Consider the following 20,272-nt stretch of genomic DNA (forward strand, 5'->3'; position numbering starts at 1 on the left):
CGCCGCGTGTGAAACGTAGTGTGTTCGTTTTCAAGGCCGACACAGAGGCATACGCAATGTGTGTCCGAGGCGCGAGGTGCGGCGAACAATCCGCTCGTTCTTTCCCCAACCCCCTCCACTTCCTTGTTCAGAACAACATCATCATGAGCATTCGATCCAATGTAGTTCTCGCCGTTGCGGCGGTCGCGGCCTCGGTCGCCGTTCTCACTTTTGCCGCGCCGCCCCCGGGTGGCGACGTTCCCGCGGGCGCCGCGCAGCAGGCGCCCGAATTCCAGAACATCGACAAGTGGCTCAACTCCGAGCCGCTGAAGCTGCAGGACCTGCGCGGCAAGGTCGTGCTCGTCGACTTCTGGACCTACACCTGCATCAACTGCCTCAACCACCTGCCGTACGTCAAGGACTGGAACGCGAAGTACAAGGACAAGGGCCTCGTCGTCGTGGGCGTGCACACGCCCGAGTTCGCCTACGAGAAGTCGACCAAGAACGTGCAGGACGCGATCAAGCGCCTGCAGATCCAGCACGCCGTGGCGCAGGACAACAGCTACGGCACCTGGAAGGCCTTCAACAACCAGTACTGGCCCGCGGTCTACCTGATCGACAAGCAGGGAAAGATCGTCTATTCGCACTTCGGCGAAGGCAGCTACGGCACGACGGAGAAAAAGATCCAGGCGCTGCTGGCCGAGCCGTCGCCGGTGGCTGGTGGTGCTGCTGCTGCCACCGGAGGCTGAGATGAAGAAGCTCTGGTTCGCGCTCCTCTTCTTCGCGGGCGGCTTCGCACACGAAGTGCGGAACCCGGTGAGTTGCCAATGCATCACGGCCCGCGAGTCGGCGGGCCCTCGGAAACGCGCCCATTCATGAAAGGGCGCAGGGCGAGGGGCGGCGCTCAGTCGTCCCGCGCTTCGACCGCCGAGGCGAAGACATAGCCTTCGCTGCGCACCGTCTTGATGTAGCGCGGCTCGCGCGCATCGTCGCGCAGCCGCTGGCGCAGGCGGCTCACCAGCAGATCGATCGAGCGCTCGAAGAGCTCCGCCTCGCGGCCCTGCGTGAGGCTGAGCAACTGGTCGCGGCTCAGCACCTTCTGCGGATGGTCGAGAAACACGCGCAGCAGGCGGTACTCGGCGCCGCTCAGCGCCACCATCGTGCCGCTGTCGTCCAGCAGGTGGCGCGCCACCGTGTCCACATGCCAGTCGCCGAAGGCCAGCTTCTGCGACGGCTCCACTGCGCCCATGTTCGGCGGCAGCATGCGCGTGCGCCGCATCACCGAGCGGATGCGCGCGAGCAGCTCGCGCGCCGAGAAAGGCTTGGCCAGGTAATCGTCGGCGCCCATCTCCAGGCCCAGGATGCGGTCGGCCTCTTCGCTGCGCGCGGTGAGCATCAGGATCGGCGTGGCCTTGTACTTGCCGGTGCGCAGGTCCCGGCACAGCGTGAGCCCGTCTTCGCCCGGCAGCATCAGGTCCAGGATGATGAGGTCGAAAGGCCCCGACTCCTCCAGCGCCGCGCGCATGTGCCGGCCGGTGGGCACCGCCACCACGCGCAGACCGTTCTTGACCAGGTAGGTCGTGAGCAGTTCGCGGATTTCCCGGTCGTCGTCGACGATGAGGATGTGGTCGGAGGTCTTTGGGGTCATGGCTGTGGGTGAGGTGTGAAGTGCGCCGCAGCCGGAATGTATCCCGCAGGGGCTTCGCTGCAAGCGGGTTTGTATTCGCAAGTATCTGGCGGCGCGGGCGCGACAGTTTGTTTCGCGTCGCACCAGGCCTCGGGCCGCCACTGCTTGCTTCGGTGAAACGTAGTGTGTGGATTTCCAGCGCGGATACAGAGGCATACGCAAGGTGATCCCAGGGGGCGGGGACGGCCCAACAATCCGGTCCGTTCCCAACAAACCCTTCCAAGGAAACACCATGACCTCCACCGAAAAGATCCTCTACACCGGCAAGACCCACACCACCGGCGGCCGTGACGGCGCATCGACCAGCAGCGACGGCCGCCTGGACGTCAAGCTCTCTTCCCCCGGCGGCCCGGGCACCGGCACCAACCCCGAGCAGCTCTTCGCCGCCGGCTGGTCCGCCTGCTTCATCGGCGCCATGGGCCTGGCGGCCGGCAAGCTCAAGATCAAGCTGCCCGCCGACTTGGCCGTGGACACCGAGGTCGACCTGGCCAACACCGATGGCGCCTACTTCCTCAAGGCCCGCCTGAACGTCAGCGTGCCCGGCATCGAGCGCGAGGTCGTCCAGTCGCTGGTGGATGCGGCGCACCAGACGTGCCCGTACTCCAAGGCCACGCGCGGGAACATCGACGTCGCGATCAACGTGGTCTGACGCCGAGACCTGACGCATGACAGGGCCGAACGGGTAATGTTCCATGTCGCTTCTTGCTGCTGAACACACTGCGATACATGCGATGGGCTTTCGGGCGAGGCCCGGGTCTATAAACGAGCCCATGTCCACCCCACCCGCCAGCCCCGCCGTCGTGAATCCTCCTGCAAGCACCGCCGGTGGCTTGCGCCGGCTGGTGCCGCGGTCGCTCTTCTCCCGCGTGACGCTGATCATCGTGGTGGGCCTGGCGATCGCCCAGTTGCTCACCTTCGCCGCCATCCGCTACGAGCGCGACATGGCGATGCGCGAGCTGATGATGATCGGCATCGAGCGCGACATCGCCAGCTCGGTCGCCATCCTCGACCGCCTGCCCGCCGCCGAACGCCCCGCCTGGCTCGAGAAGCTGGAGCGGCGCAACTACCGCTTCGTGCTGGGCGGCATGGCCGAAGGCGTGGCGCCCCAGTCGCTGCTGTCGCAGCAGTTCGCCACCGCCATCGTCGAGGCGATGCGGCCGTTCGAGATCGTCAAGGTCGGGCAGGTGGCCCGTCCGCCCGAGGGCCTGCAGATCCAGGTGCGGCTGCACGATGGCTCTTCTGTCGTGGTGCACGCCATGCGCGTGGGCATGCCGGTGTCGAGCTGGGTGATGTGGGTGCTCGTGATCCAGTTGCTGGTGCTGGCCGTCTGCGCCTGGTTCGCGGTGCGGCTGGTCACGCGGCCGCTGGCCGAGCTGGCCGCCGCGGCCGACGACCTGGGCCCCGACCTCAAGGCACAGAAGCTCGCGGAAGAAGGCCCCACCGAAGTGGCGCACGCCGCGCGCGCCTTCAATGCGATGCAGCAGCGCATCGGCGGCTACATGTCCGAACGCGTGGAGATCCTGGCCGCCATCTCGCACGACCTGCAGACACCGATCACGCGGATGCGGCTTCGCACCGAGATGATGGACGACGAGCACGACCGCACCAAGTTTCGCCAGGACCTGGACGCGATGAATTCGCTGGTGCGCGAAGGCGTGACCTATGCGCGCACCCTGCACGGTGCCACCGAGCCGCCGCTGCGCATGGATGCCGACGCGCTGCTCGAAAGCATGCTGGCCGACTACGAGGACGCCGGCAAGACGGTGCACCTCGAAGGCAAGGCGGGCACGCCGATCGTCGGCCGCCCGAACGCGATGCGCCGTATCGTCATGAACCTGATCGACAACGCGCTGATCTTCGGCAGCGATGTGCGGGTGCGCGTGCAACCCGGTGATGGGCAACTGGCCATCGCCGTCGTCGACAACGGCCCCGGCATTCCACCCGACGAACTCGATGCGGTGCTCAAGCCCTTCTACCGCGTCGAGAGCTCGCGCAATCGCAGCACCGGCGGCACCGGCCTCGGCCTTGCCATCGCGCACCAGTTGGCGATGGCGATGGGCGCCGAACTCAAGCTGCAGAACCGCCCCGAAGGCGGACTGGAGGCACGCCTGACCATGCCCACGCGAATCGCCTAGAGGAAAGCGGGCCGCGCACGCCGCAGCCGTTTCCTCTTCACCTGTTTCCTGCAACCCGCGGCTCGTGCGTCGAGACCGAGAAGACCCCGCACGCCCCGAGGGCGCGCACCGACCGCTACAAACGAGACCCGAACCATGCTGCTGCTCCTTCTCATTGCCTACCTGGGCGGGGTGCTCACCATCCTGAGCCCCTGCATCCTGCCGGTGCTGCCCTTCGTGTTCGCACGCGCCGACCGCCCGTTCCGCTCGCATGGCCTGCCGATGCTGCTGGGCATGGCGGTGGCCTTCGCCGCCATCGCCACGTTGGCGGCAGTGGGTGGCGGCTGGGTGGTCACGGTCAACGAATACGGGCGCTACGCGGCGATCGCAATGCTCGCGCTCTTCGGCGTGACGCTGCTGTTCCCGAGCGTGGCCGACCGTATGAGCCGGCCGCTGGTCGCGCTGGGCATTCGCCTGGCGCAAGCGCAACCCGACGGTCCGAATGCCAAGGCCTCGGTGTTCTCGCCGCTGCTGCTGGGCGTCGGCACGGGTCTGCTCTGGGCTCCGTGCGCGGGTCCGATCCTCGGGCTCATCCTGACGGGCGCTGCGCTCAACGGCGCAAGCGTCGGCACCACCGTGCTGCTGTTCGCGTACGCCGCCGGCGCGTGCACCTCGCTGGCTGCGGCGCTGCTGTTCGGCGGACGCTTGTTCGCAGTCATGAAGCGGTCGCTGCACACCGGCGAGTGGGTGCGTCGCGTGGCCGGCGTTGCCGTGCTGGTGGGCGTTGGCGCGATCGCGCTGGGGCTCGACACCGGCGTGCTCAGCCAGCTCTCGGTGGGCACCACCTCGGCACTCGAGAAAGCGCTCGTGGAGAAGATCGACATGCCGAAGCCGCAACCGCAATCCACGCCCTTGGTCGAATCTTCCCCGCAGCAACAAGACACCGGCCTCGTGAAGACAGCCGCCGTGCTCCCCGAACCGGCACCCGTGCACAAGCTCGGCATAGAGGGGCAGTTCCCTTCGCTTGCCGGTGCGACCGAATGGATCAACTCGCCACCGCTGACCCCCGAGTCCCTGCGCGGGAAAGTCGTGCTGGTCGACTTCTGGACCTACTCGTGCATCAACTGCCTGCGCACGCTGCCCTACGTTCGTGCCTGGGCCGAGAAGTACAAGGACGCGGGGCTCGTCGTCCTCGGCGTGCACTCGCCGGAGTTCGCGTTCGAGAAGCGATCGGCCAACGTGCGCAAGGCGACGAAGGACCTCGGCATCGAGTTCCCGGTGGCGCTGGACAACGACTTCAAGATCTGGCGCGGCTTCGACAACCAGGCCTGGCCCGCGTTCTATTTCATCGATGCAGAGGGCCGCATCCGCCATCACCAGTTCGGCGAGAACCGCTACGACAAGGCCGAGCAGATCCTCCAGCAGTTGCTCGCCGAAGCGGGGCAACGCAACCTGCCGGCTGGCGTGGTCGCACCGAAGGGCGAGGGCACGCAGGCCGCGCCGGGCGACGAACTCGCGATGTCGGGCGAGACCTATGTGGGCGCCGAGCGTGCGCAAGGCTTCGCATCGCCCGGTGGTCTGGTGAACGGCCGTGCGCATGTCTATCAAAGCCCTGCGATGCTGCGCACGAACCAGTGGGCACTGGCGGGCGAGTGGACCGTGGAGTCCGAGCGCGCCGTGTCGAACCAGCCGAACGGCCGCATTGCCTACCGCTTCCAGGCGCGTGATCTGCACCTTGTGCTCGGCCCCATGGCGGATGGCAAGCCGGTGCGCTTCCGCGTTCTCATCGACGGCAAGGCGCCGCTCGCGGACCACGGCGCGGACACCGACGCGCAAGGCTACGGGACCATCGAGGCGCAGAAGCTCTACCAGCTCGTTCGCCAGACGAAGAGCGGGAAGGACCGGTTGTTCGAGATCGAATTCCTCGACGGCGGGGCGCAGGCTTACGCGTTCACGTTCGGCTGAAGGAAGTCATTCAGGGCGGCGATCGCGCCGACGGGGTACCTTGCTCCGCGAATGTCCCCCGGCCTGCGGCCTCCTCCTTGATTTCGCTGCGCAAGGCACCCCATCGGCACGTTCGTTTTCAGAGCCGTCGTTGATCAGCGATACACCCGCGGCGCGCGCGAGTGCGCAGGGCATCGGGTGCTCCCCGCAGCGAAATCAAGGAGGAGGGCGAAGCCCGGGGGACATTCGCGGAGGGGAGTACCCGGTGGCCTGTGCACCCACCCCGAACAGCAGCTTGCGTTCAGAGCAACCCGAGCGTCAACGCCTTCAAGGTAGCCGCAGCCCGCGTCGTGCATTCGAGCTTGCGAAAAATGTTCTCCAGATGCGCCCGCACGGTGCTCGGGCTGATGCCCAACACGCGCGCCGCTTCCTTGTTGCTGTCACCCAGGCTGATGCGCCCCAGCACTTCGATCTCGCGACTGGAGAGAAGGGCGGCCGCTTCGTTCGATGGCGCGATGGCAGTTTCGGTCTGTGGGTGCCCCGTCAGTACAGCAACAGCCGCCGCATCGAGCCGCCCAAGTTCCGCCTCGCGTTTCAGCGCCGCGATCGCATCGGCTTCATCGAGCGCAGCCTGCCCCGGACGGCTGGTGCGCAACAACACCCAATGCGCCGCCACCGCCAACACACGGCCCGCCACATCGATGGCCGGCCCCTTGATACCGCGGAAAAAACCCGAGCCGTCGAGGCGCTCGTCCACGAACGAGGCGATCTCCGCTTCGGTTCGCAGCGTGCCGATGCGGCGCGCCGCGCGGTCCGTCCAGTAGGGCACGAGGCGCAGGCGTTCCTTGTCGGCTTCACTCTGCACACCCGGCGAATCCCATACCGCGTTCGGCACCGACGCGCGGCCGATGCCGTGGATGAGGGCCGCGCGCCGCACCTGCCCCTGCTCGACATCGCCCAGCCCCACGCCGGCAGCACACGCGAATGCGGCATCGGCCACGCGGCGCGAGAAGCCGGTCATCCATGGCAGCTTGAGGTCGATCACGTCGGCGATCAGTTCGAGCGATGTGGTCGTCTCGCGCAGTGCATTGGAGGGCGACTGCATGTCGGCCGCCGCACCTTGCTCCAGCGCATGCAGCCAGTCGACTGCGTGCTGTTGCACCGCATCGACCACGAAGGCCGGATAGCGCGCATCGGCGCGGTCGGCGATGTAGCGCAAGGCATTGCTCAGGCCATGCACGCGCGAGAAGATTTCAAGGTCGCCCGCGACCGAGACGATGAACACCTCTTCGGGAATCTGCGAGGCGCGCAGCCCGTGCGGCTTGCCCTGCCCGTCGAAGGTCTCGAACATGTGGCGCAGCGTGCGCTCGACCCCCGGCGGCATGCCCAGCGTGCGTGCGATGTCGCCGGACACCTCGCAATGGATCTCCGCCATCGGACCGACGGAGGCCGCGAGCTCGGCCGCGGCGCTCGCCGATGCGTTCGAGAGCATCGCGCGGCGCCCGCCGACGTCGTCGCCCATCAGGTCGGAGAACTCGGGCGCATTCGCGGTGCAGCCGGACCATCGCAAGAGCGACGCGCAGGCCGCATGGCCTTGCACCGTGGCATCGCGGCCGAGGGCGGCGGCGAGTTGCGAGGCGATCCACGCGGTGCGCGCGGAATGGTCGATGGGTTGCCCCATGCTCAGGTCGCCGACGAATGCAAGGGCCTTGATGGCGTCGAAGACCGGGATATGGGGCGCAGGCTGCACGGGAGAAATCGAAGAAAAAAGTAAGAAAACGCGCCGGCCTGGGCCAGCGCGCCGGGCACCTTACTTGGATTGGTTCACGGCGTCCAGAATCACCTGCGCCACCTTGGCCGGCTGCGATTGCTGCGGCACGTGGCTGCTGTTCACCGTGGTGACGGTCGCGCCGATCTTCTTGGCCATGTCGCGTTGCAGCGCGGGCTGGATCATGTGGTCCGAATTCGCGACCAGGAACCACGAGGGCTTGGTCTTCCAGGCGGCCACCGTCAGCTTCTGCTCGAACGACTTGCCCTGGATCGGCCCCTGCGTCGCGGTCATCACCGAGGTGGCGGCGGCGGGAAGGTCCTGTGCGAAGTGCTTGGACATGCCTTCCTTCGTGAGCGACAGGAAGCCGCTCGCATCGGCCTTGATGTGCGCGAAGCCGGGCGCGGCCGGGTAGTCCTTGCCGAGCTCGGCCGAGGTCTGGCCCGCATCGGGTGCGAAGGCCGCGATGTAGACCAGCGACGACACCTTGTCGTTCGCGCCGGCCTCGGTGATGACCGAGCCGCCCCACGAGTGGCCGACCAGCACGACCTTGCCGGGCTGCGCATCGATGGCGCGCTTGGCAGCGGCCACGTCGTCGTCGAGCGAAGTGAGCGGGTTCTGCACCGCCACCACGTTCACGCCCTTGGCCTGCAGCAGCGGAATGACCTTGGCCCAGTCGGAGCCGTCGGCGAATGCACCGTGGACGATGACCACGCTGGGCTTGTCGGCGGCGATGGCGCCGGTGGCGAAGGAGAGGCCGATGGCGAGGGCGGCGGCGGCGAGCTTGAAGCGTTGAGCGGTTTTCATGAGGGTCCTGAAGAGAAGGTTGGAAGCAGTGGTGAAGGGGAGCCCGTACTGTCGTCGCGCGGGGTTTTGAACGCCATTGGACGAATGTCCTACTGGCGCCGGCCGGGCCCTTGTCACTCAGGGTTTGCCCTTGGTTCCGGGTCCGGTGGTTCGGACGGACATCCGGCTGCGTATCCGGATTCTCGGCAGGCCGAAGGGTCAAGGGCGGCGCCGATCCTCATGAAATCAACGGCTTAGCGCGCTTCGGACGGCGGCTTGCGCATGGCATATCGATTGCTGGGTTCACGGGAGCGGCCGCGCGACCCGATGAGGTGCCGGCCATGACACAGGAGACAAACCCACAGCCCCAGGCGACCTTGAGCCTGCGGCGACCGTCAGGCGGACCGATGCGTTCGTGCTGCCGGGCCGCACTGCGGCAGCCAGCGTTTGCATCCCCCGTCGATCGTTCTGCAGGTGCCCGGCCGCGTGCCGCCGGTGCCAGAAATTTTCTAGGAGATACCCGTGGACTCTCAGGCCGCACCCAAGCCCTTTTACAAATCCCTCTACTTCCAGGTCATCACGGCCATCGTGCTCGGGGTGCTGCTGGGCCACTTCTGGCCCGACACCGGCGCCTCGATGAAACCGCTGGGCGACGGCTTCATCAAGCTCATCAAGATGATCATCGCGCCGATCATCTTCTGCACGGTGGTGGTCGGCATCGCCGGCATGGAAGACATGAAGAAGGTCGGCAAGACCGGGGGCCTCGCGCTCCTGTACTTCGAGATCGTGAGCTCCATCGCGCTGGTGGTCGGACTGGTGATCATCAACATCGTGCGGCCCGGCGCCGGCATGAATGTCGACGTGAGCCAGCTGGATGCCAAGAGCGTCGCGGCCTACACCGGCCCCGGCAAGATGCAGAGCACCACGGACTTCCTGCTCAACGTGATTCCCAACACGGTGGTCGATGCCTTCGCCAAGGGCGAGATCCTGCAGGTGCTGCTGATCGCGGTGATGTTCGGCTTTGCGCTGCACAAGTTCGGCGGCCGCGGCACGCTGGTGTTCGACGTGATCGAGAAGGGCTCGCATGTGCTCTTCGTGATCGTGGGCTACATCATGAAGGTCGCGCCCATCGGCGCCTTCGGCGCGATGGCCTTCACCATCGGGAAGTACGGCGTGAGCTCGCTGCTGCAGCTCGGCCAGCTCATGGCGACCTTCTACCTGACCTGCCTCTTGTTCATCTTCGTGGTGCTGGGGGGAATCGCGCGATTCCACGGCTTCAGCATCTGGAAGTTCATCAAGTACATAAAGGAAGAACTGCTGATCGTGCTGGGCACCTCATCGAGCGAATCGGTGCTGCCGCGCATGATGGCCAAGCTGGAGAACCTGGGCGCCAAGAAGTCGGTGGTCGGGCTGGTGGTGCCCACGGGCTATTCGTTCAACCTGGACGGAACTTCGATCTACCTGACGATGGCGGCGGTGTTCATCGCGCAGGCGACCAACACCGACATGACGCTCACGCAGCAGCTCACGCTGCTCGCGGTGTTGCTGCTCACCTCGAAGGGCGCGGCGGGCGTCACCGGCAGCGGCTTCATCGTGCTGGCGGCCACGCTCTCGGCCGTGGGCCATGTGCCGGTGGCAGGGCTCGCGCTCATTCTGGGCATCGACCGCTTCATGTCGGAAGCGCGCGCGCTGACCAACCTGATCGGCAACGGTGTCGCGACCGTGGTCGTCGCCAAATGGACCGACGACCTGGACACGGTGCGCATGAACCGCATCCTGAACCAGGAGAGCACCGCCGAGGCCGAGGAGCCCGAGCAGGTGCTCGACGCGACCGAGGTGCACATGCCCGCCGGCCCGGCGCGCTGAACCGCAACGAAGTCGCTTCACTTCCTCTCTCGCTCTCGCATCAACCCCCAAAGGAGACTCTCATGTCAGACGAAATCGTGATCGTGGCCGCGCAACGCACGGCGGTCGGCAAGTTCGGCGGCGCGCTCGCCGGCACAGCCGCCCCCGACCTGGGCGCGCATGTGGTGAAGGGGCTGCTCGAGAAGGCCGGCGTGCCGGGCGATGCCGTGTCGGAAGTCATCATGGGCCAGGTGCTCGCGGCTGGCGCGGGGCAGAACCCGGCGCGGCAGACGGTCATCAAGGCCGGGCTGCCCATCGGCGTGCCGGGCCTCACCATCAACAAGGTCTGCGGCTCGGGCCTGAAGGCCGTGATGCTCGCGGCACAGGCCGTGAAGTGCGGCGATGCCGAGATCGTGTTGGCCGGCGGGCAAGAGAACATGAGCGCCGCGCCGCATGTGCTCCCCAACTCGCGCAACGGCCAGCGCATGGGCGACTGGAAGCTGGTCGACACGATGATCGTGGACGGCCTCTGGGACGTCTACAACCAGTACCACATGGGCACCACGGCCGAGAACGTGGCCAGGAAGTACGGCATCACGCGCGAGATGCAGGACGCGCTCGCGCTCGCCTCGCAGCAGAAGGCCGCGGCTGCGCAGGATGCGGGCCGCTTCAATGACGAGATCCTTCCGTTCAGCATCGCGCAGAAGAAGGGCGACCCGATCGTCTTCTCGACTGACGAGTTCGTGAACCGCAAGACCAACGCCGATGCGCTCGCCGGCTTGCGCCCCGCGTTCGACAAGGCAGGCTCGGTGACCGCGGGCAATGCCTCGGGCCTGAACGACGGCGCCGCCGCGGTGCTGGTGATGTCGGCCTCGCGCGCCGCCGCGCTGGGCCTCGAGCCGCTCGCCGTGATCCGCGCCTATGCGAGCGCGGGCCTCGATCCGTCGCTCATGGGCATGGGCCCGGTGCCCGCTTCGCAGCTCGCGCTCAAGAAGGCGGGCTGGAAGGCGCAAGACCTCGACCTGATGGAAATCAACGAAGCCTTCGCGGCGCAGGCCTGCGCGGTGAACCAGCAGATGGAATGGGACACCAGCCGCATCAACGTGAACGGCGGCGCCATCGCCATCGGTCACCCGATCGGCGCCTCGGGCTGCCGCGTGCTGGTGACGCTGCTGCACGAGATGCGCCGCCGCGGCGCGAACAAGGGCTTGGCCTCGCTGTGCATCGGCGGCGGCATGGGCGTCGCTCTGGCCGTCGAACGCGCCTGATCCGATTTTTTTCATCACACGACGAAGGAGCAAGCCAATGAGCAACAAACAACAAGTGGTCCTGGTCACCGGCGGCATGGGCGGCCTGGGCGAGACGATCTCCACCAAGATGGTCGATGCGGGCTACAAGCTCGCGGTGACCTATTCGCCGGGCAACAAGTCGCACGCCGAGTGGGTGGCGCAGATGGCGTCGCGCGGCTACCAGATCCTGGCCGTGCCCTGCGACGTGGCCGACTACGACTCGTGCGCGGAGGCGGTGCGCCAGGTGCAGGAGGCGCTGGGCCCGGTCGACGTGCTGGTCAACAACGCCGGCATCACGCGCGACATGACCTTCAAGAAGATGGACCAGATCAACTGGAACGCCGTGCTGCGCACCAACCTCGACAGCCTGTTCAACATGAGCAAGCAGGTGGCCGACGGCATGGTGGAGCGGGGCTGGGGCCGCATCATCAACGTGTCGTCGGTGAACGGCTCCAAGGGCGCGTTCGGCCAGACCAACTACTCGGCCGCCAAGGCCGGCGTGCACGGCTTCACCAAGGCCTTGGCGCTCGAGGTGGCCAAGAAGGGCGTGACGGTGAACACCATTTCGCCCGGCTACATCGGCACCAAGATGGTCACGGCCATTCCGAAGGAAGTGCTCGACAGCAAGATCCTGCCGCACATCCCCGTCGGCCGTCTCGGCAAGCCCGAGGAAGTGGCGGGCCTCATCATTTACCTGGCTTCGGAAGAAGCCGCCTTCGTGACGGGCGCGAACATCGCCATCAACGGCGGCCAGCACATGCAGTGAGCGCACGGCCATGATTTTGAGAGCGGCATCGATCAAGCCGCACTGATCCACAAGTTCGCCTGCGCGCCGGCCGCGCGATGGGTCTGAGCGCATGCCGAGCCTGGACGAAATGTTGCAGGAAACGTCGCAGGATATGCCCCACCGGGCTGCCACTGATGCGGCCTTCACGGCCTTGTGCAATAACGGGCGCATGACTTCACGGGAGCCGGCACGGCGCTTCGATTTGCCTTCTCACACTCCCAGACGCTGGCGCGGCCTGCCCCGCTGGCTCGGCGCCTTGGCGCTGGTGGCCGTGGCCGCCTTCGCCGGCCACCATGTCGCGATGCAGACCGGCCTCGCGCGCCTGCGCGATGCGGCCGACCACCGGCTGGACATGCTCGCCACGGGCCTGGACGCCGACCTGGCCCGCTTCGAGTATTTGCCCGCGCTGCTGGAGATGACGCCCATCGTCCCGGCGCTGCTCGGGACGCCTTCGGATGGCGCGCTGCGCGAGGCGGTCAACCGCTACCTGAACGGCGTCAATGCCGCGGCGGGCGCCGAGATGCTCTATGTGCTGGACGCCGGCGGCATCTCGCTCGCGGCCTCCGACTGGGACCGGCCCGGCACCACCGTCGGCCAGGACTTTTCGTTCCGCCCCTACGTGATCGATGCGCTCGGGCAGGGCCGGGGCCGCTTCTACGGCGTGGGCATCACCAGCCGCAAGCCCGGCTACTACCTGTCGTACGCGCTGCGGCGCGACCAGCCCACGCGCGGCGTGGTGGCCGTCAAGGTCAACCTGGAGGAGGCCGAGCGCGCCTGGCGCAAGCTCCCGGGCGACGTGGTGCTGATCGACCAGCGCGGCGTGGTGATCCTCGCCACCCGCGAAGACATCAAGTTCCGCCCGATGCTCCCGCTGGACGGCCTGCAGCGCGCCGAGGTGCAGCGCTCGCGGCCGTACGGCGAAGCCGCGCTGCAGCCATTGCAATGGGCGCAGAAGGAAGCATTGGCGCGCGACGTGCAGGTGATCACGCTCGACGGCGTGGACCAGCTCGCCTCCACGCGCAAGCTGCGCGGCGCGCCATGGCAACTGGTGGTGCTCGACGACCTGGCGCCGGTGCGGGTGGGCGCGCGCAACGCGGCTATCACCGCGAGCCTGGCGATGGCGGTGCTGCTGCTGATCGCCGTCACGCTGTGGCAGCGCCGCCGCGCCGTGCGACAGAAGCTCGCCAACCAGGCCGCGCTGCAGACCGCGCACGACACCCTCGAGTCGACCGTGGTGGCGCGCACCGCGCAGTTGCGCGCCGCACAGGGCGAGCTGCTGCACGCCGGCAAGATGGCGGCGCTCGGCCAGATGTCGACGGGCGTGGTGCACGAACTGAACCAGCCGCTCACCGCGATGCGCACGCTCTCGGAGAGCGCCGGCATCCTGCTCGACAAGAACCGCCTGGACGACGTGCGCGGCAACCTGCAGCGCATCCGCGGCATGGTCGATCGCCTCGCGCGGCTGACCTCTCAGCTCAAGACCTTCGCGCACAAGAGCGAGCTGCCACTGGCCGCGGTGCCGATGGCGCGTGCCATTGCCGATGCGCAGGTCATCGTGGCCGAGGCCACGAAGAAGAACGCCGTTGCCATCGAGGTCGACGTGCAGCCCGCGAGCCTGAGCGCGATGGCCGAGGAGGCCGCGCTCGGCAGCGTGCTCGTCAACCTGATGCGCAACGCCATCGACGCCATGCAGGACGCGCCGTCGCGCACGCTGCGCATCGAGGCGCGGCCGCGGGAGGGCCGGGTGATCTTGCGCGTGAGCGACACCGGGCCGGGCATTCCGCAGGACATCCTGCCGCGCCTCTTCGAGCCCTTCGTCACCAGCAAGCCGGCGGGCACGGGGCTCGGGCTCGGCCTCGTGATCTCGGCACAATTGGTGCGCGCCATGGACGGCACGCTGCGCGCGGCCAACCAGCCCGAAGGCGGCGCCTGTTTCGTCGTCGACCTGCCTGCCGCCGTGCAGAACATCCTTATTCCCACCCCCACAGGAGTGATCAACAAGTGAGCGAAGCCCCTGCCATCCGGGTGATGCTGGTCGAGGACGACGAAGACGTCCGCCTCAGCACGACCCAGGTGCTGACCCTGGCCGGTTTCGAGGTCGAAGCCTTCAACAGCGCCGAGCGCGCGCGCAGCCACATCAGCTTCGGCGTGCCGGCCATCGTGGTCTGCGACGTGCGCCTGCCGGGCCTGAGCGGCACCGAGTGGCTGCCCCAGTTGCATGCCGCCGATGCCGAGCTGCCCGTGATCCTGGTCACCGGCCACGGCCACATCGCAATGGCGGTGCAGGCGATGCGCGAAGGCGCCTACGACTTCATCGAGAAGCCCTTCAGCTCCGAGCGGCTGGTGGCGATCGTGCGCCACGCCATCGAGCGCCGGCAGCTCTCGCTGCAAGTGCGTGCGCTGCGCGATGCGCTGGAGAACTGGAACGGCATCCAGTCGGTGCTGATCGGCCGCTCGGCGCAGATGCAACTGGTGCGCCGCACCGTGATGACGCTGGCCGAGACCTCGGCCGACGTGCTCATCTACGGCGAGACCGGCACCGGCAAGGAACTCATCGCGCGCTGCCTGCACGACCACAGCGAGCGCCGGCGCCAGCACTTCGTGCCGCTCAACTGCGGCGGCCTGCCCGAGGCGCTGGCCGAGAGCGAGCTCTTCGGCCACGAGGCCGGCGCCTTCACCAGCGCCAACCGCGTGCGCGTGGGCAAGTTCGAATACGCCAACGGCGGCACGCTTTTTCTCGACGAGATCGAGAGCATGCCGATGCCGGTGCAGATCAAGCTCCTGCGCGCGCTGCAGGAGCGCAGCATCGAGCGCATCGGCTCCAACAAGGCGATTCCTTTCGACTGCCGCGTGGTGGCCGCGAGCAAGGACGACCTGAAGGAAATGAGCGACCGCCAGAAGTTCAGGGCCGACCTGTACTACCGCCTGGGCGTCGCCTTCATCGAGCTGCCGCCACTGCGGGAGCGCCGCGAAGACATTCCGCTGCTGTTCGAGCACTTCACGCTGCTGGCCGCGAGCCGCTACGAGCGCGCGGCGCCGCTGCTCACCAGCGCCCAACTGGCCGACCTGATGGCCTACGCCTGGCCGGGCAATGTGCGCGAACTGCGCAACGTGGCCGACCGCTTCGTGCTGGGACTGCCTGGCGAGCGCCTCACGCAGGCGCGTGGAACGGGTGAAGGCTTGCCTGCACTGCCGCGCGCGCTGCCGCAGCAGGTCGAGGCCTTCGAGCGCGCGGTGATCGTCGAGGCGCTGCGCAAGCACCAGGGCGACCAGCCGGCCACGGCCACCGCACTGGCGATTGCGCGCCAGACGCTGCACGACAAGCTGCGCAAGCTGGGGATCGCGGCGGAGGAGTTCAAGTAGCCGCTGTTCAGGGCGGCGCGGCGATCACGCCGACGGCGGCTCCACCGGCAACGCACGCTTGTGCGCGCTCTTGCGGTGCGTCGACAGGATGATCGCGCGCGCCGCGGCCGACACCGGCTTGCCTTCGAGGAAGTCGTCGATCTCTTCGTAGGTGACGCCGAAGGCGTCTTCGTCGGGCTTGCCCGGCACCAGCGATTCGAGGTCGGCGGTCGGGACCTTGTGGACCAGTTCGTCGGGCGCTCCGAGCAGCGCCGCCACGGCACGCACGCGGCGCTTGTTGAGGCCGGTGAGCGGTGTGATGTCGGCCGCGCCGTCGCCGAACTTGGTGAAGAAACCCATCAGCGCCTCGGCCGCATGGTCGGTGCCGATGACGATGCCGTCGTGCGCGCCGGCCACCGCGAACTGGGCAATCATGCGCTGGCGCGCCTTGATGTTGCCCAGCACGAAGTCCTCGTGCGCCGCATCGCGGAACTTGAGTTCGCCCGCCTTCAGCGCGGCGAGCATGCCGTCGGCCGCGGGGCGGATGTCGACGGTGATCGTGCGGTCGGGCTTCATCACCGTGAGCGATCGCTGGGCTTCCGCTTCGTCCTTCTGCACGCCGTAGGGCAGGCGCATCGCGATGAAGCTGGCGTCGTAGCCTTCGGCGCGCAGCTTCTCGACGGCGCGCTGCGCGAGGCAGCCGGCGGTCAGCGAATCGACGCCGCCGCTGATGCCGAGCACCAGCGTTTTCAGGCCGGTCTGCTTCAGGTAGCCGGCGAGGAAATCGACGCGCCGCGCGAGTTCGGCGGCGGCATCGAACACGGGAGCCACATGCAGCGCCGCGATGATCTCGCGCTGCGTGGCATCGACGGGGGAAAGATCGGCGCTCATGGTTTCTGCCTGCGTGTGTGGAGGGTGATGAAGATGATCAGAAATCAACCAGGCTGAGACCGATGCTCAGAACGGTTCGCTTGCGGTTGTAGTCCACCAGCGTATCGCCGTAGCCATGGAAGAGCTGCGTGTGGAAGCGCAGGTTGCTCTTGGTCGGATCGCCGATGGCCTTGAGCCACTCGAGCCGCACCGAGCCGCGGCCGCTGTCGCGCAGGTTGTTGCGCACCGTGAGGCCGAGCGTGTTGTCGCGGTCGAGGTTCCAGCGGCCGGTGATTTCGGCGCGGCCGATGTAGTCGGAGATGTCGGGGTTGTCGTCCTTCGCGGCGCTCTCGGACATGCGCTTCCAGATGCGCCCGGTGATCTGGAACCGGTCGTCCAGTTCCGCGCCGCCCATCAGGTAGACGCGGTTCCAGCTGCGCGACAACGGCAGGGTCTGGCCGTTCGACTGGTGCACCAGCCCCACGCCCGTGTAGCGCCAGCGCCAGCCGCCCGGCAGCTTGAAGTCGGTCGGGTAGACATACATCAGCTCGGGTTCGTGGTCGGTGGTGCGGAACGGCCGCGAGATGTCGCCGTTGAACAGTTGCCAGGTCGACTGCTGCGAGTAGGCGAACCACAGCGAATCCTTCTTGACCGGGTCGTTCTGCGTGAGCAGGCCCTGCGCGAGCTTGGTGCGCACCGACAGGCCGATGCGCATCTCGTTGGCCTGGTAGGCGACGGCTTCGCCGGTGTGGCCGGCCGAGGGCGAGGTCGGCACTTGCGGCTTGTTGGTGGCGGCCGAGGCCGACACGTTGAGCGGCCGGTAGCCGCGGAAGCCGAAGGTGCCGCAATCGGTGGCGTTCTCCAGTTCCCAGAAACGCGAGAGCGCCGAGTATTGGCGGTCGCGACAGCCTTCGCTGGTGGCGACCGAGATCACGCGGGTGGCGGGCATCGAGCCGTCCACGGGCGGCGCGGGCTGCGTGCTGGCCAGCACCGGCGGCGCGACCGGTACCGACACCGAAGGCAGCGTCTGCTGCTGCGCCCAGCGGTCGAAACAGGCGAGGCGGGCGTCGTTGTTGTTGCCGAGCGCCGTGCACTGCTGCCATGTGAGTTGCGCATCGGCCAGCGGGCTTGCGGGCTTGTCGAGGGCCTGCGCGTAGGCGGCCGTGCCGCCCAGGCAGGCAGCGAACGTCATGGACGTTGCGAAAAGTGCATGTGTGCGGGTAGTCATTGTTTTCCTTCCATGGCGCCCGTTTTGGTCAGCACGAACGGGTGCGTGCTGTCGTTTGCGGCATTGCGCCAGGTTCCCCTGAATTCGCGGCCGCAGGAGCGCGGCTGCAAGGTGCCGGCCCAGTTGCCGCTGATGGCGCGGCCGTCCAGCGATTCGTCGATGGAGAGGGCGCCCTCGTCGTCGACGTCGCCCGCGAGTTGCGCCACCGAAGGCTTGGCGCCGCCATCGGCGTTGCGCGTGATCGTGCCGCGCACGCCGGCGTAGTCGGGATGCTTGCCCAGTTGCACGACGGACACGGCGGGCAGGCCGTCGAAACGCGCTTCCCAGCGGCCGTAGAGCGAGGTCAGCGGCAGGTCGCGCGCGTCGGCGGGGCAATTGGGATCTTTGGGATCGACCGCTGCGCAGCCGGTGAGGGCAAGCGCGGCAAGCGCGGCAAACGCGGCGAAGGCAGCGAGCAGCGCTCTCATGGCACCGCCGCGGCGGCCGCCTTCGCAGCCGCGCTGTCCTGTGCCTTGCGTGCGAACTCGGCGCGCAGCGCCTTGAGCTTCTCGCGCGGGTCTTCCTTCGTGGTGGTCTTGTCGAGGCCCATCTCGGCGATGAAGCGGCTCGGCTGGCAGGGCACCATGTCGCGGCCCTGCTTCCTCTTCTTGGTCCAGCTCACGGCCAAGGTGCGCTGCGCGCGGGTGATGCCCACGTACATCAGGCGGCGCTCTTCCTGCAGGCGCTGCGTCGTCTCGTCGCTCACCACCTTCTGGCGGCCGTTGTCGTCGTCGAGCTTGAAGGGCAGCATGCCCTCGGTCACGCCGATCAGCACCACGTGCGGCCACTCCAGGCCCTTGGAGGCGTGCAGCGTGGAGAGCGTGACCACGTTCTGGTCCTGCTCGCGCTCGCTGATGGTCGAGAGCAGCGAGATGGTCTGCGCCACCTCGAGCAGGCTCTTGCGTTCGGTTTCGCCGCTGTCGTCGTTGTCGTTGGCACCCGAGGCGTCGTCCAGCGAGCCGCCGGCGCGCTGCGACATCCAGTCGACGAACTCCAGCACGTTGTTCCAGCGTGTGGCGGCGGCCGCTTCGCTCTCTTCGCCTTCGTAGAGATGGCGCTCGTAGTCGATCTCCTTGAGCCAGTCGAGCATGAAGGTGCGGGAAGCCTCGGCGCCCATGGTGCGGCGCGCGCGGTATTCCAGGTCGTTGATGTAGCGGCCGAACTCGTGCACGCCATCGAGCGTGCGCTTGGGGATCACGCTGGGCAGCGACGGGCTGAACAGCGCCGCGAACAGGCTCAGCTTGTACTGGCTCGCGAAGGTGCCCAGGCTCGCGAGCGTGGTGTGGCCGATGCCGCGCTTGGGCGTGGTGATGGCGCGCAGGAACGCGGGGTCGTCGTCGTTGTTGACCCACAGGCGAAACCAGCCGCACAGGTCCTTGATTTCGGCACGGTCGAAGAAGCTCTGGCCGCCCGACACCTTGTAGGGAATCTGCGCGCGGCGCAGCGCCTGCTCCAGGATCCGCGCCTGGTGGTTGGCGCGGTAGAGGATGGCGAAGTCGCGAAACTCCTTGTGCTGCGCCCCTTGCGTGACGGCATCGCCCGCGCGCAGGCTCACGATGCGCGCCACCGCGCGTTCGGCCTCGTGCAGCTCGGTGTCGGCATCGACCACGCGCACCGGCTCGCCTTCGCCCAGCTCGGAGAACAGCGTCTTGGGAAACAGCTTGGGGTTGGGGCCGATCACGTTGTTGGCCGCACGCAGGATGGCGCTGGTGGAACGGTAGTTCTGCTCCAGCTTGATGACCTTGAGCGTCGGGTAGTCGATCGGCAGCTTCTTCAGGTTGTCCAGCGTGGCGCCGCGCCAGCCGTAGATCGACTGGTCGTCGTCGCCCACGGCGGTGAAGCGGGCGCGGTCGCCGGCCAGGGCTTTGAGCACCTCGTACTGCGTGGCGTTGGTGTCCTGGTATTCGTCCACCAGGATGTGGCCGAGCGCGGCCTGCCACTTGGCGCGCACCTCGGGAAAGTCGTGCAGGAGCCTGAGCGGCATGCCGATCAGGTCGTCGAAGTCGACGCTCTGGTAGGCCTGCAGCCGCTCCTCGTAATGGCGCATGACCTCGGCCGTGATGCGCTCGTTGTCGTCCACCGCCGCGGCCGCGGCCTGCTGGGCGTCGAGGCCCATGTTCTTCCACTTGCTGATGGTCCACTGCCAGATGCGGGCGGTGGCGATGTCGGTGGTGCCGCCGGCGTCCTTCAATATCTTGGTCACGTCGTCGCTGTCCAGGATGCTGAAGGCGGGCTTCAGGCCCAGCACCGCGCCGTCTTCCCGCATCATGCGCACGCCCAGCGCGTGGAAGGTGCAGACGATCACCTTGCGCGCGTCCCGGCCGATCAGGTCCTTGGCGCGTTCGCGCATTTCGGCGGCCGCCTTGTTCGTGAAGGTGATGGCCGCGATGCGCTTGGGTTCGAGGCCGGCCTGGATCAGCCGGCCGATCTTGTGCGTGATGACCCGCGTCTTGCCCGAGCCCGCGCCTGCCAGCACGAGGCAGGGACCGTGCATGTAGTTGACCGCTTCTTGTTGCGCGAGATTGAGACCGTGGGACATGTGCAGAGGGAGAACCGGGGAACGCCGTGGGGAACGGCAGGCGCAAAGCGGGCAA

16 protein-coding genes are annotated in these 20,272 nt (G+C 67.5%); 9 read left to right on the forward strand and 7 right to left on the reverse strand.

Annotation, left to right across the window (positions count from 1 at the left end; genetic code table 11):
* The first annotated feature begins 143 nt into the window (after positions 1–143).
* Entirely contained in the window at positions 144–728 is a 585-nt protein-coding gene (locus tag VARPA_RS03615; protein WP_013539188.1) for a thioredoxin family protein, read from the forward strand.
* Between the two features lie 155 nt (positions 729–883).
* Here VARPA_RS03615 and VARPA_RS03620 read toward each other — a convergent pair whose 3' ends face one another.
* Entirely contained in the window at positions 884–1,627 is a 744-nt protein-coding gene (locus VARPA_RS03620; RefSeq protein WP_013539189.1) for a response regulator, read from the reverse strand.
* Between the two features lie 271 nt (positions 1,628–1,898).
* On the opposite strand from VARPA_RS03620, the gene VARPA_RS03625 reads away from it, so the two are divergent.
* The 3 genes from VARPA_RS03625 to VARPA_RS03635 all read left to right on the forward strand — a co-directional run bounded on the left by VARPA_RS03625 (position 1,899) and on the right by VARPA_RS03635 (position 5,745).
* Positions 1,899–2,315: an organic hydroperoxide resistance protein gene (locus tag VARPA_RS03625; protein WP_013539190.1), complete on the forward strand. Its 417-nt coding sequence runs from the start codon at positions 1,899–1,901 to the stop codon at positions 2,313–2,315.
* Between the two features lie 121 nt (positions 2,316–2,436).
* Positions 2,437–3,801, forward strand: a complete 1,365-nt coding sequence (locus VARPA_RS03630) for an ATP-binding protein (protein WP_041942761.1) — start codon at positions 2,437–2,439, stop codon at positions 3,799–3,801.
* A 138-nt stretch (positions 3,802–3,939) separates the two neighbouring features.
* A complete protein-coding gene (locus VARPA_RS03635) occupies positions 3,940–5,745 on the forward strand; it encodes a cytochrome c biogenesis protein DipZ (RefSeq protein ID WP_041943251.1) in 1,806 nt (601 codons plus the stop codon).
* A gap of 280 nt (positions 5,746–6,025) precedes the next feature.
* Here the strand turns inward: VARPA_RS03635 and VARPA_RS03640 are convergent, their stop codons facing one another.
* A complete protein-coding gene (locus tag VARPA_RS03640; RefSeq protein WP_013539193.1) occupies positions 6,026–7,474 on the reverse strand; it encodes an HD domain-containing phosphohydrolase in 1,449 nt (482 codons plus the stop codon).
* Between the two features lie 60 nt (positions 7,475–7,534).
* Positions 7,535–8,299: an alpha/beta fold hydrolase gene (locus tag VARPA_RS03645; RefSeq protein ID WP_013539194.1), complete on the reverse strand. Its 765-nt coding sequence runs from the start codon at positions 8,297–8,299 to the stop codon at positions 7,535–7,537.
* 501 nt (positions 8,300–8,800) lie between these two features.
* On the opposite strand from VARPA_RS03645, the gene VARPA_RS03650 reads away from it, so the two are divergent.
* The 5 genes from VARPA_RS03650 (at position 8,801) to VARPA_RS03670 (ending at position 15,562) form a co-directional block, all read left to right on the forward strand.
* Positions 8,801–10,144 carry a dicarboxylate/amino acid:cation symporter gene (locus VARPA_RS03650; RefSeq protein WP_013539195.1) on the forward strand — a complete coding sequence of 448 codons (1,344 nt, stop codon included), beginning with the start codon at positions 8,801–8,803 and terminating at the stop codon, positions 10,142–10,144.
* A 62-nt stretch (positions 10,145–10,206) separates the two neighbouring features.
* Positions 10,207–11,391 carry an acetyl-CoA C-acetyltransferase gene (locus VARPA_RS03655; protein ID WP_013539196.1) on the forward strand — a complete coding sequence of 395 codons (1,185 nt, stop codon included), beginning with the start codon at positions 10,207–10,209 and terminating at the stop codon, positions 11,389–11,391.
* A gap of 37 nt (positions 11,392–11,428) precedes the next feature.
* Positions 11,429–12,178, forward strand: a complete 750-nt coding sequence (gene phbB / locus VARPA_RS03660) for an acetoacetyl-CoA reductase (protein ID WP_013539197.1) — start codon at positions 11,429–11,431, stop codon at positions 12,176–12,178.
* A gap of 190 nt (positions 12,179–12,368) precedes the next feature.
* On the forward strand, positions 12,369–14,204 hold the full coding sequence (locus VARPA_RS03665; protein ID WP_041942763.1) for an ATP-binding protein: 1,836 nt from the start codon (positions 12,369–12,371) through the stop codon (positions 14,202–14,204).
* The gene (locus tag VARPA_RS03670) at positions 14,201–15,562 is read left to right on the forward strand and encodes a sigma-54-dependent transcriptional regulator (RefSeq protein ID WP_013539199.1); all 1,362 of its coding nucleotides are present in this window, start codon (positions 14,201–14,203) and stop codon (positions 15,560–15,562) included. The genes VARPA_RS03665 and VARPA_RS03670 overlap by 4 nt, the downstream gene beginning before the upstream one ends.
* 24 nt (positions 15,563–15,586) lie before the next feature.
* On the opposite strand, the gene nadE is transcribed toward VARPA_RS03670, so the two are convergent.
* From nadE to VARPA_RS03690, 4 genes are read right to left on the reverse strand one after another with little or no spacing between them, the layout of a single operon-like run.
* On the reverse strand, positions 15,587–16,432 hold the full coding sequence (gene nadE / locus VARPA_RS03675) for an ammonia-dependent NAD(+) synthetase (protein ID WP_013539200.1): 846 nt from the start codon (positions 16,430–16,432) through the stop codon (positions 15,587–15,589).
* Positions 16,433–16,469: 37 nt separating this feature from the next.
* Entirely contained in the window at positions 16,470–17,639 is a 1,170-nt protein-coding gene (locus VARPA_RS03680) for a phospholipase A (protein ID WP_013539201.1), read from the reverse strand.
* Complete coding sequence (locus VARPA_RS03685; RefSeq protein ID WP_013539202.1) at positions 17,636–18,106, reverse strand: hypothetical protein; 471 nt, start codon at positions 18,104–18,106, stop codon at positions 17,636–17,638. The genes VARPA_RS03680 and VARPA_RS03685 overlap by 4 nt, the downstream gene beginning before the upstream one ends.
* Positions 18,103–20,217, reverse strand: a complete 2,115-nt coding sequence (locus tag VARPA_RS03690; RefSeq protein WP_013539203.1) for an ATP-dependent helicase — start codon at positions 20,215–20,217, stop codon at positions 18,103–18,105. Before VARPA_RS03690 ends, VARPA_RS03685 begins: the two co-directional genes overlap by 4 nt.
* Positions 20,218–20,272 lie beyond the last annotated feature (55 nt).

It is taken from the genome of Variovorax paradoxus EPS (assembly GCF_000184745.1).
GTDB lineage: Bacteria > Pseudomonadota > Gammaproteobacteria > Burkholderiales > Burkholderiaceae_C > Variovorax > Variovorax paradoxus_C.

Coding starts and splice junctions, on each gene's coding strand:
- VARPA_RS03615 (WP_013539188.1), top strand. CDS start 144: ATGAGCATTCGATCCAATGTAGTTCTCGCCGTTGCGGCGGTCGCGGCC.
- VARPA_RS03620 (WP_013539189.1), bottom strand. CDS start 1,627: ATGACCCCAAAGACCTCCGACCACATCCTCATCGTCGACGACGACCGG.
- VARPA_RS03625 (WP_013539190.1), top strand. CDS start 1,899: ATGACCTCCACCGAAAAGATCCTCTACACCGGCAAGACCCACACCACC.
- VARPA_RS03630 (WP_041942761.1), top strand. CDS start 2,437: ATGTCCACCCCACCCGCCAGCCCCGCCGTCGTGAATCCTCCTGCAAGC.
- VARPA_RS03645 (WP_013539194.1), bottom strand. CDS start 8,299: ATGAAAACCGCTCAACGCTTCAAGCTCGCCGCCGCCGCCCTCGCCATC.
- VARPA_RS03655 (WP_013539196.1), top strand. CDS start 10,207: ATGTCAGACGAAATCGTGATCGTGGCCGCGCAACGCACGGCGGTCGGC.
- phbB (WP_013539197.1), top strand. CDS start 11,429: ATGAGCAACAAACAACAAGTGGTCCTGGTCACCGGCGGCATGGGCGGC.
- VARPA_RS03665 (WP_041942763.1), top strand. CDS start 12,369: ATGACTTCACGGGAGCCGGCACGGCGCTTCGATTTGCCTTCTCACACT.
- nadE (WP_013539200.1), bottom strand. CDS start 16,432: ATGAGCGCCGATCTTTCCCCCGTCGATGCCACGCAGCGCGAGATCATC.
- VARPA_RS03680 (WP_013539201.1), bottom strand. CDS start 17,639: ATGACTACCCGCACACATGCACTTTTCGCAACGTCCATGACGTTCGCT.
- VARPA_RS03685 (WP_013539202.1), bottom strand. CDS start 18,106: ATGAGAGCGCTGCTCGCTGCCTTCGCCGCGTTTGCCGCGCTTGCCGCG.
- VARPA_RS03690 (WP_013539203.1), bottom strand. CDS start 20,217: ATGTCCCACGGTCTCAATCTCGCGCAACAAGAAGCGGTCAACTACATG.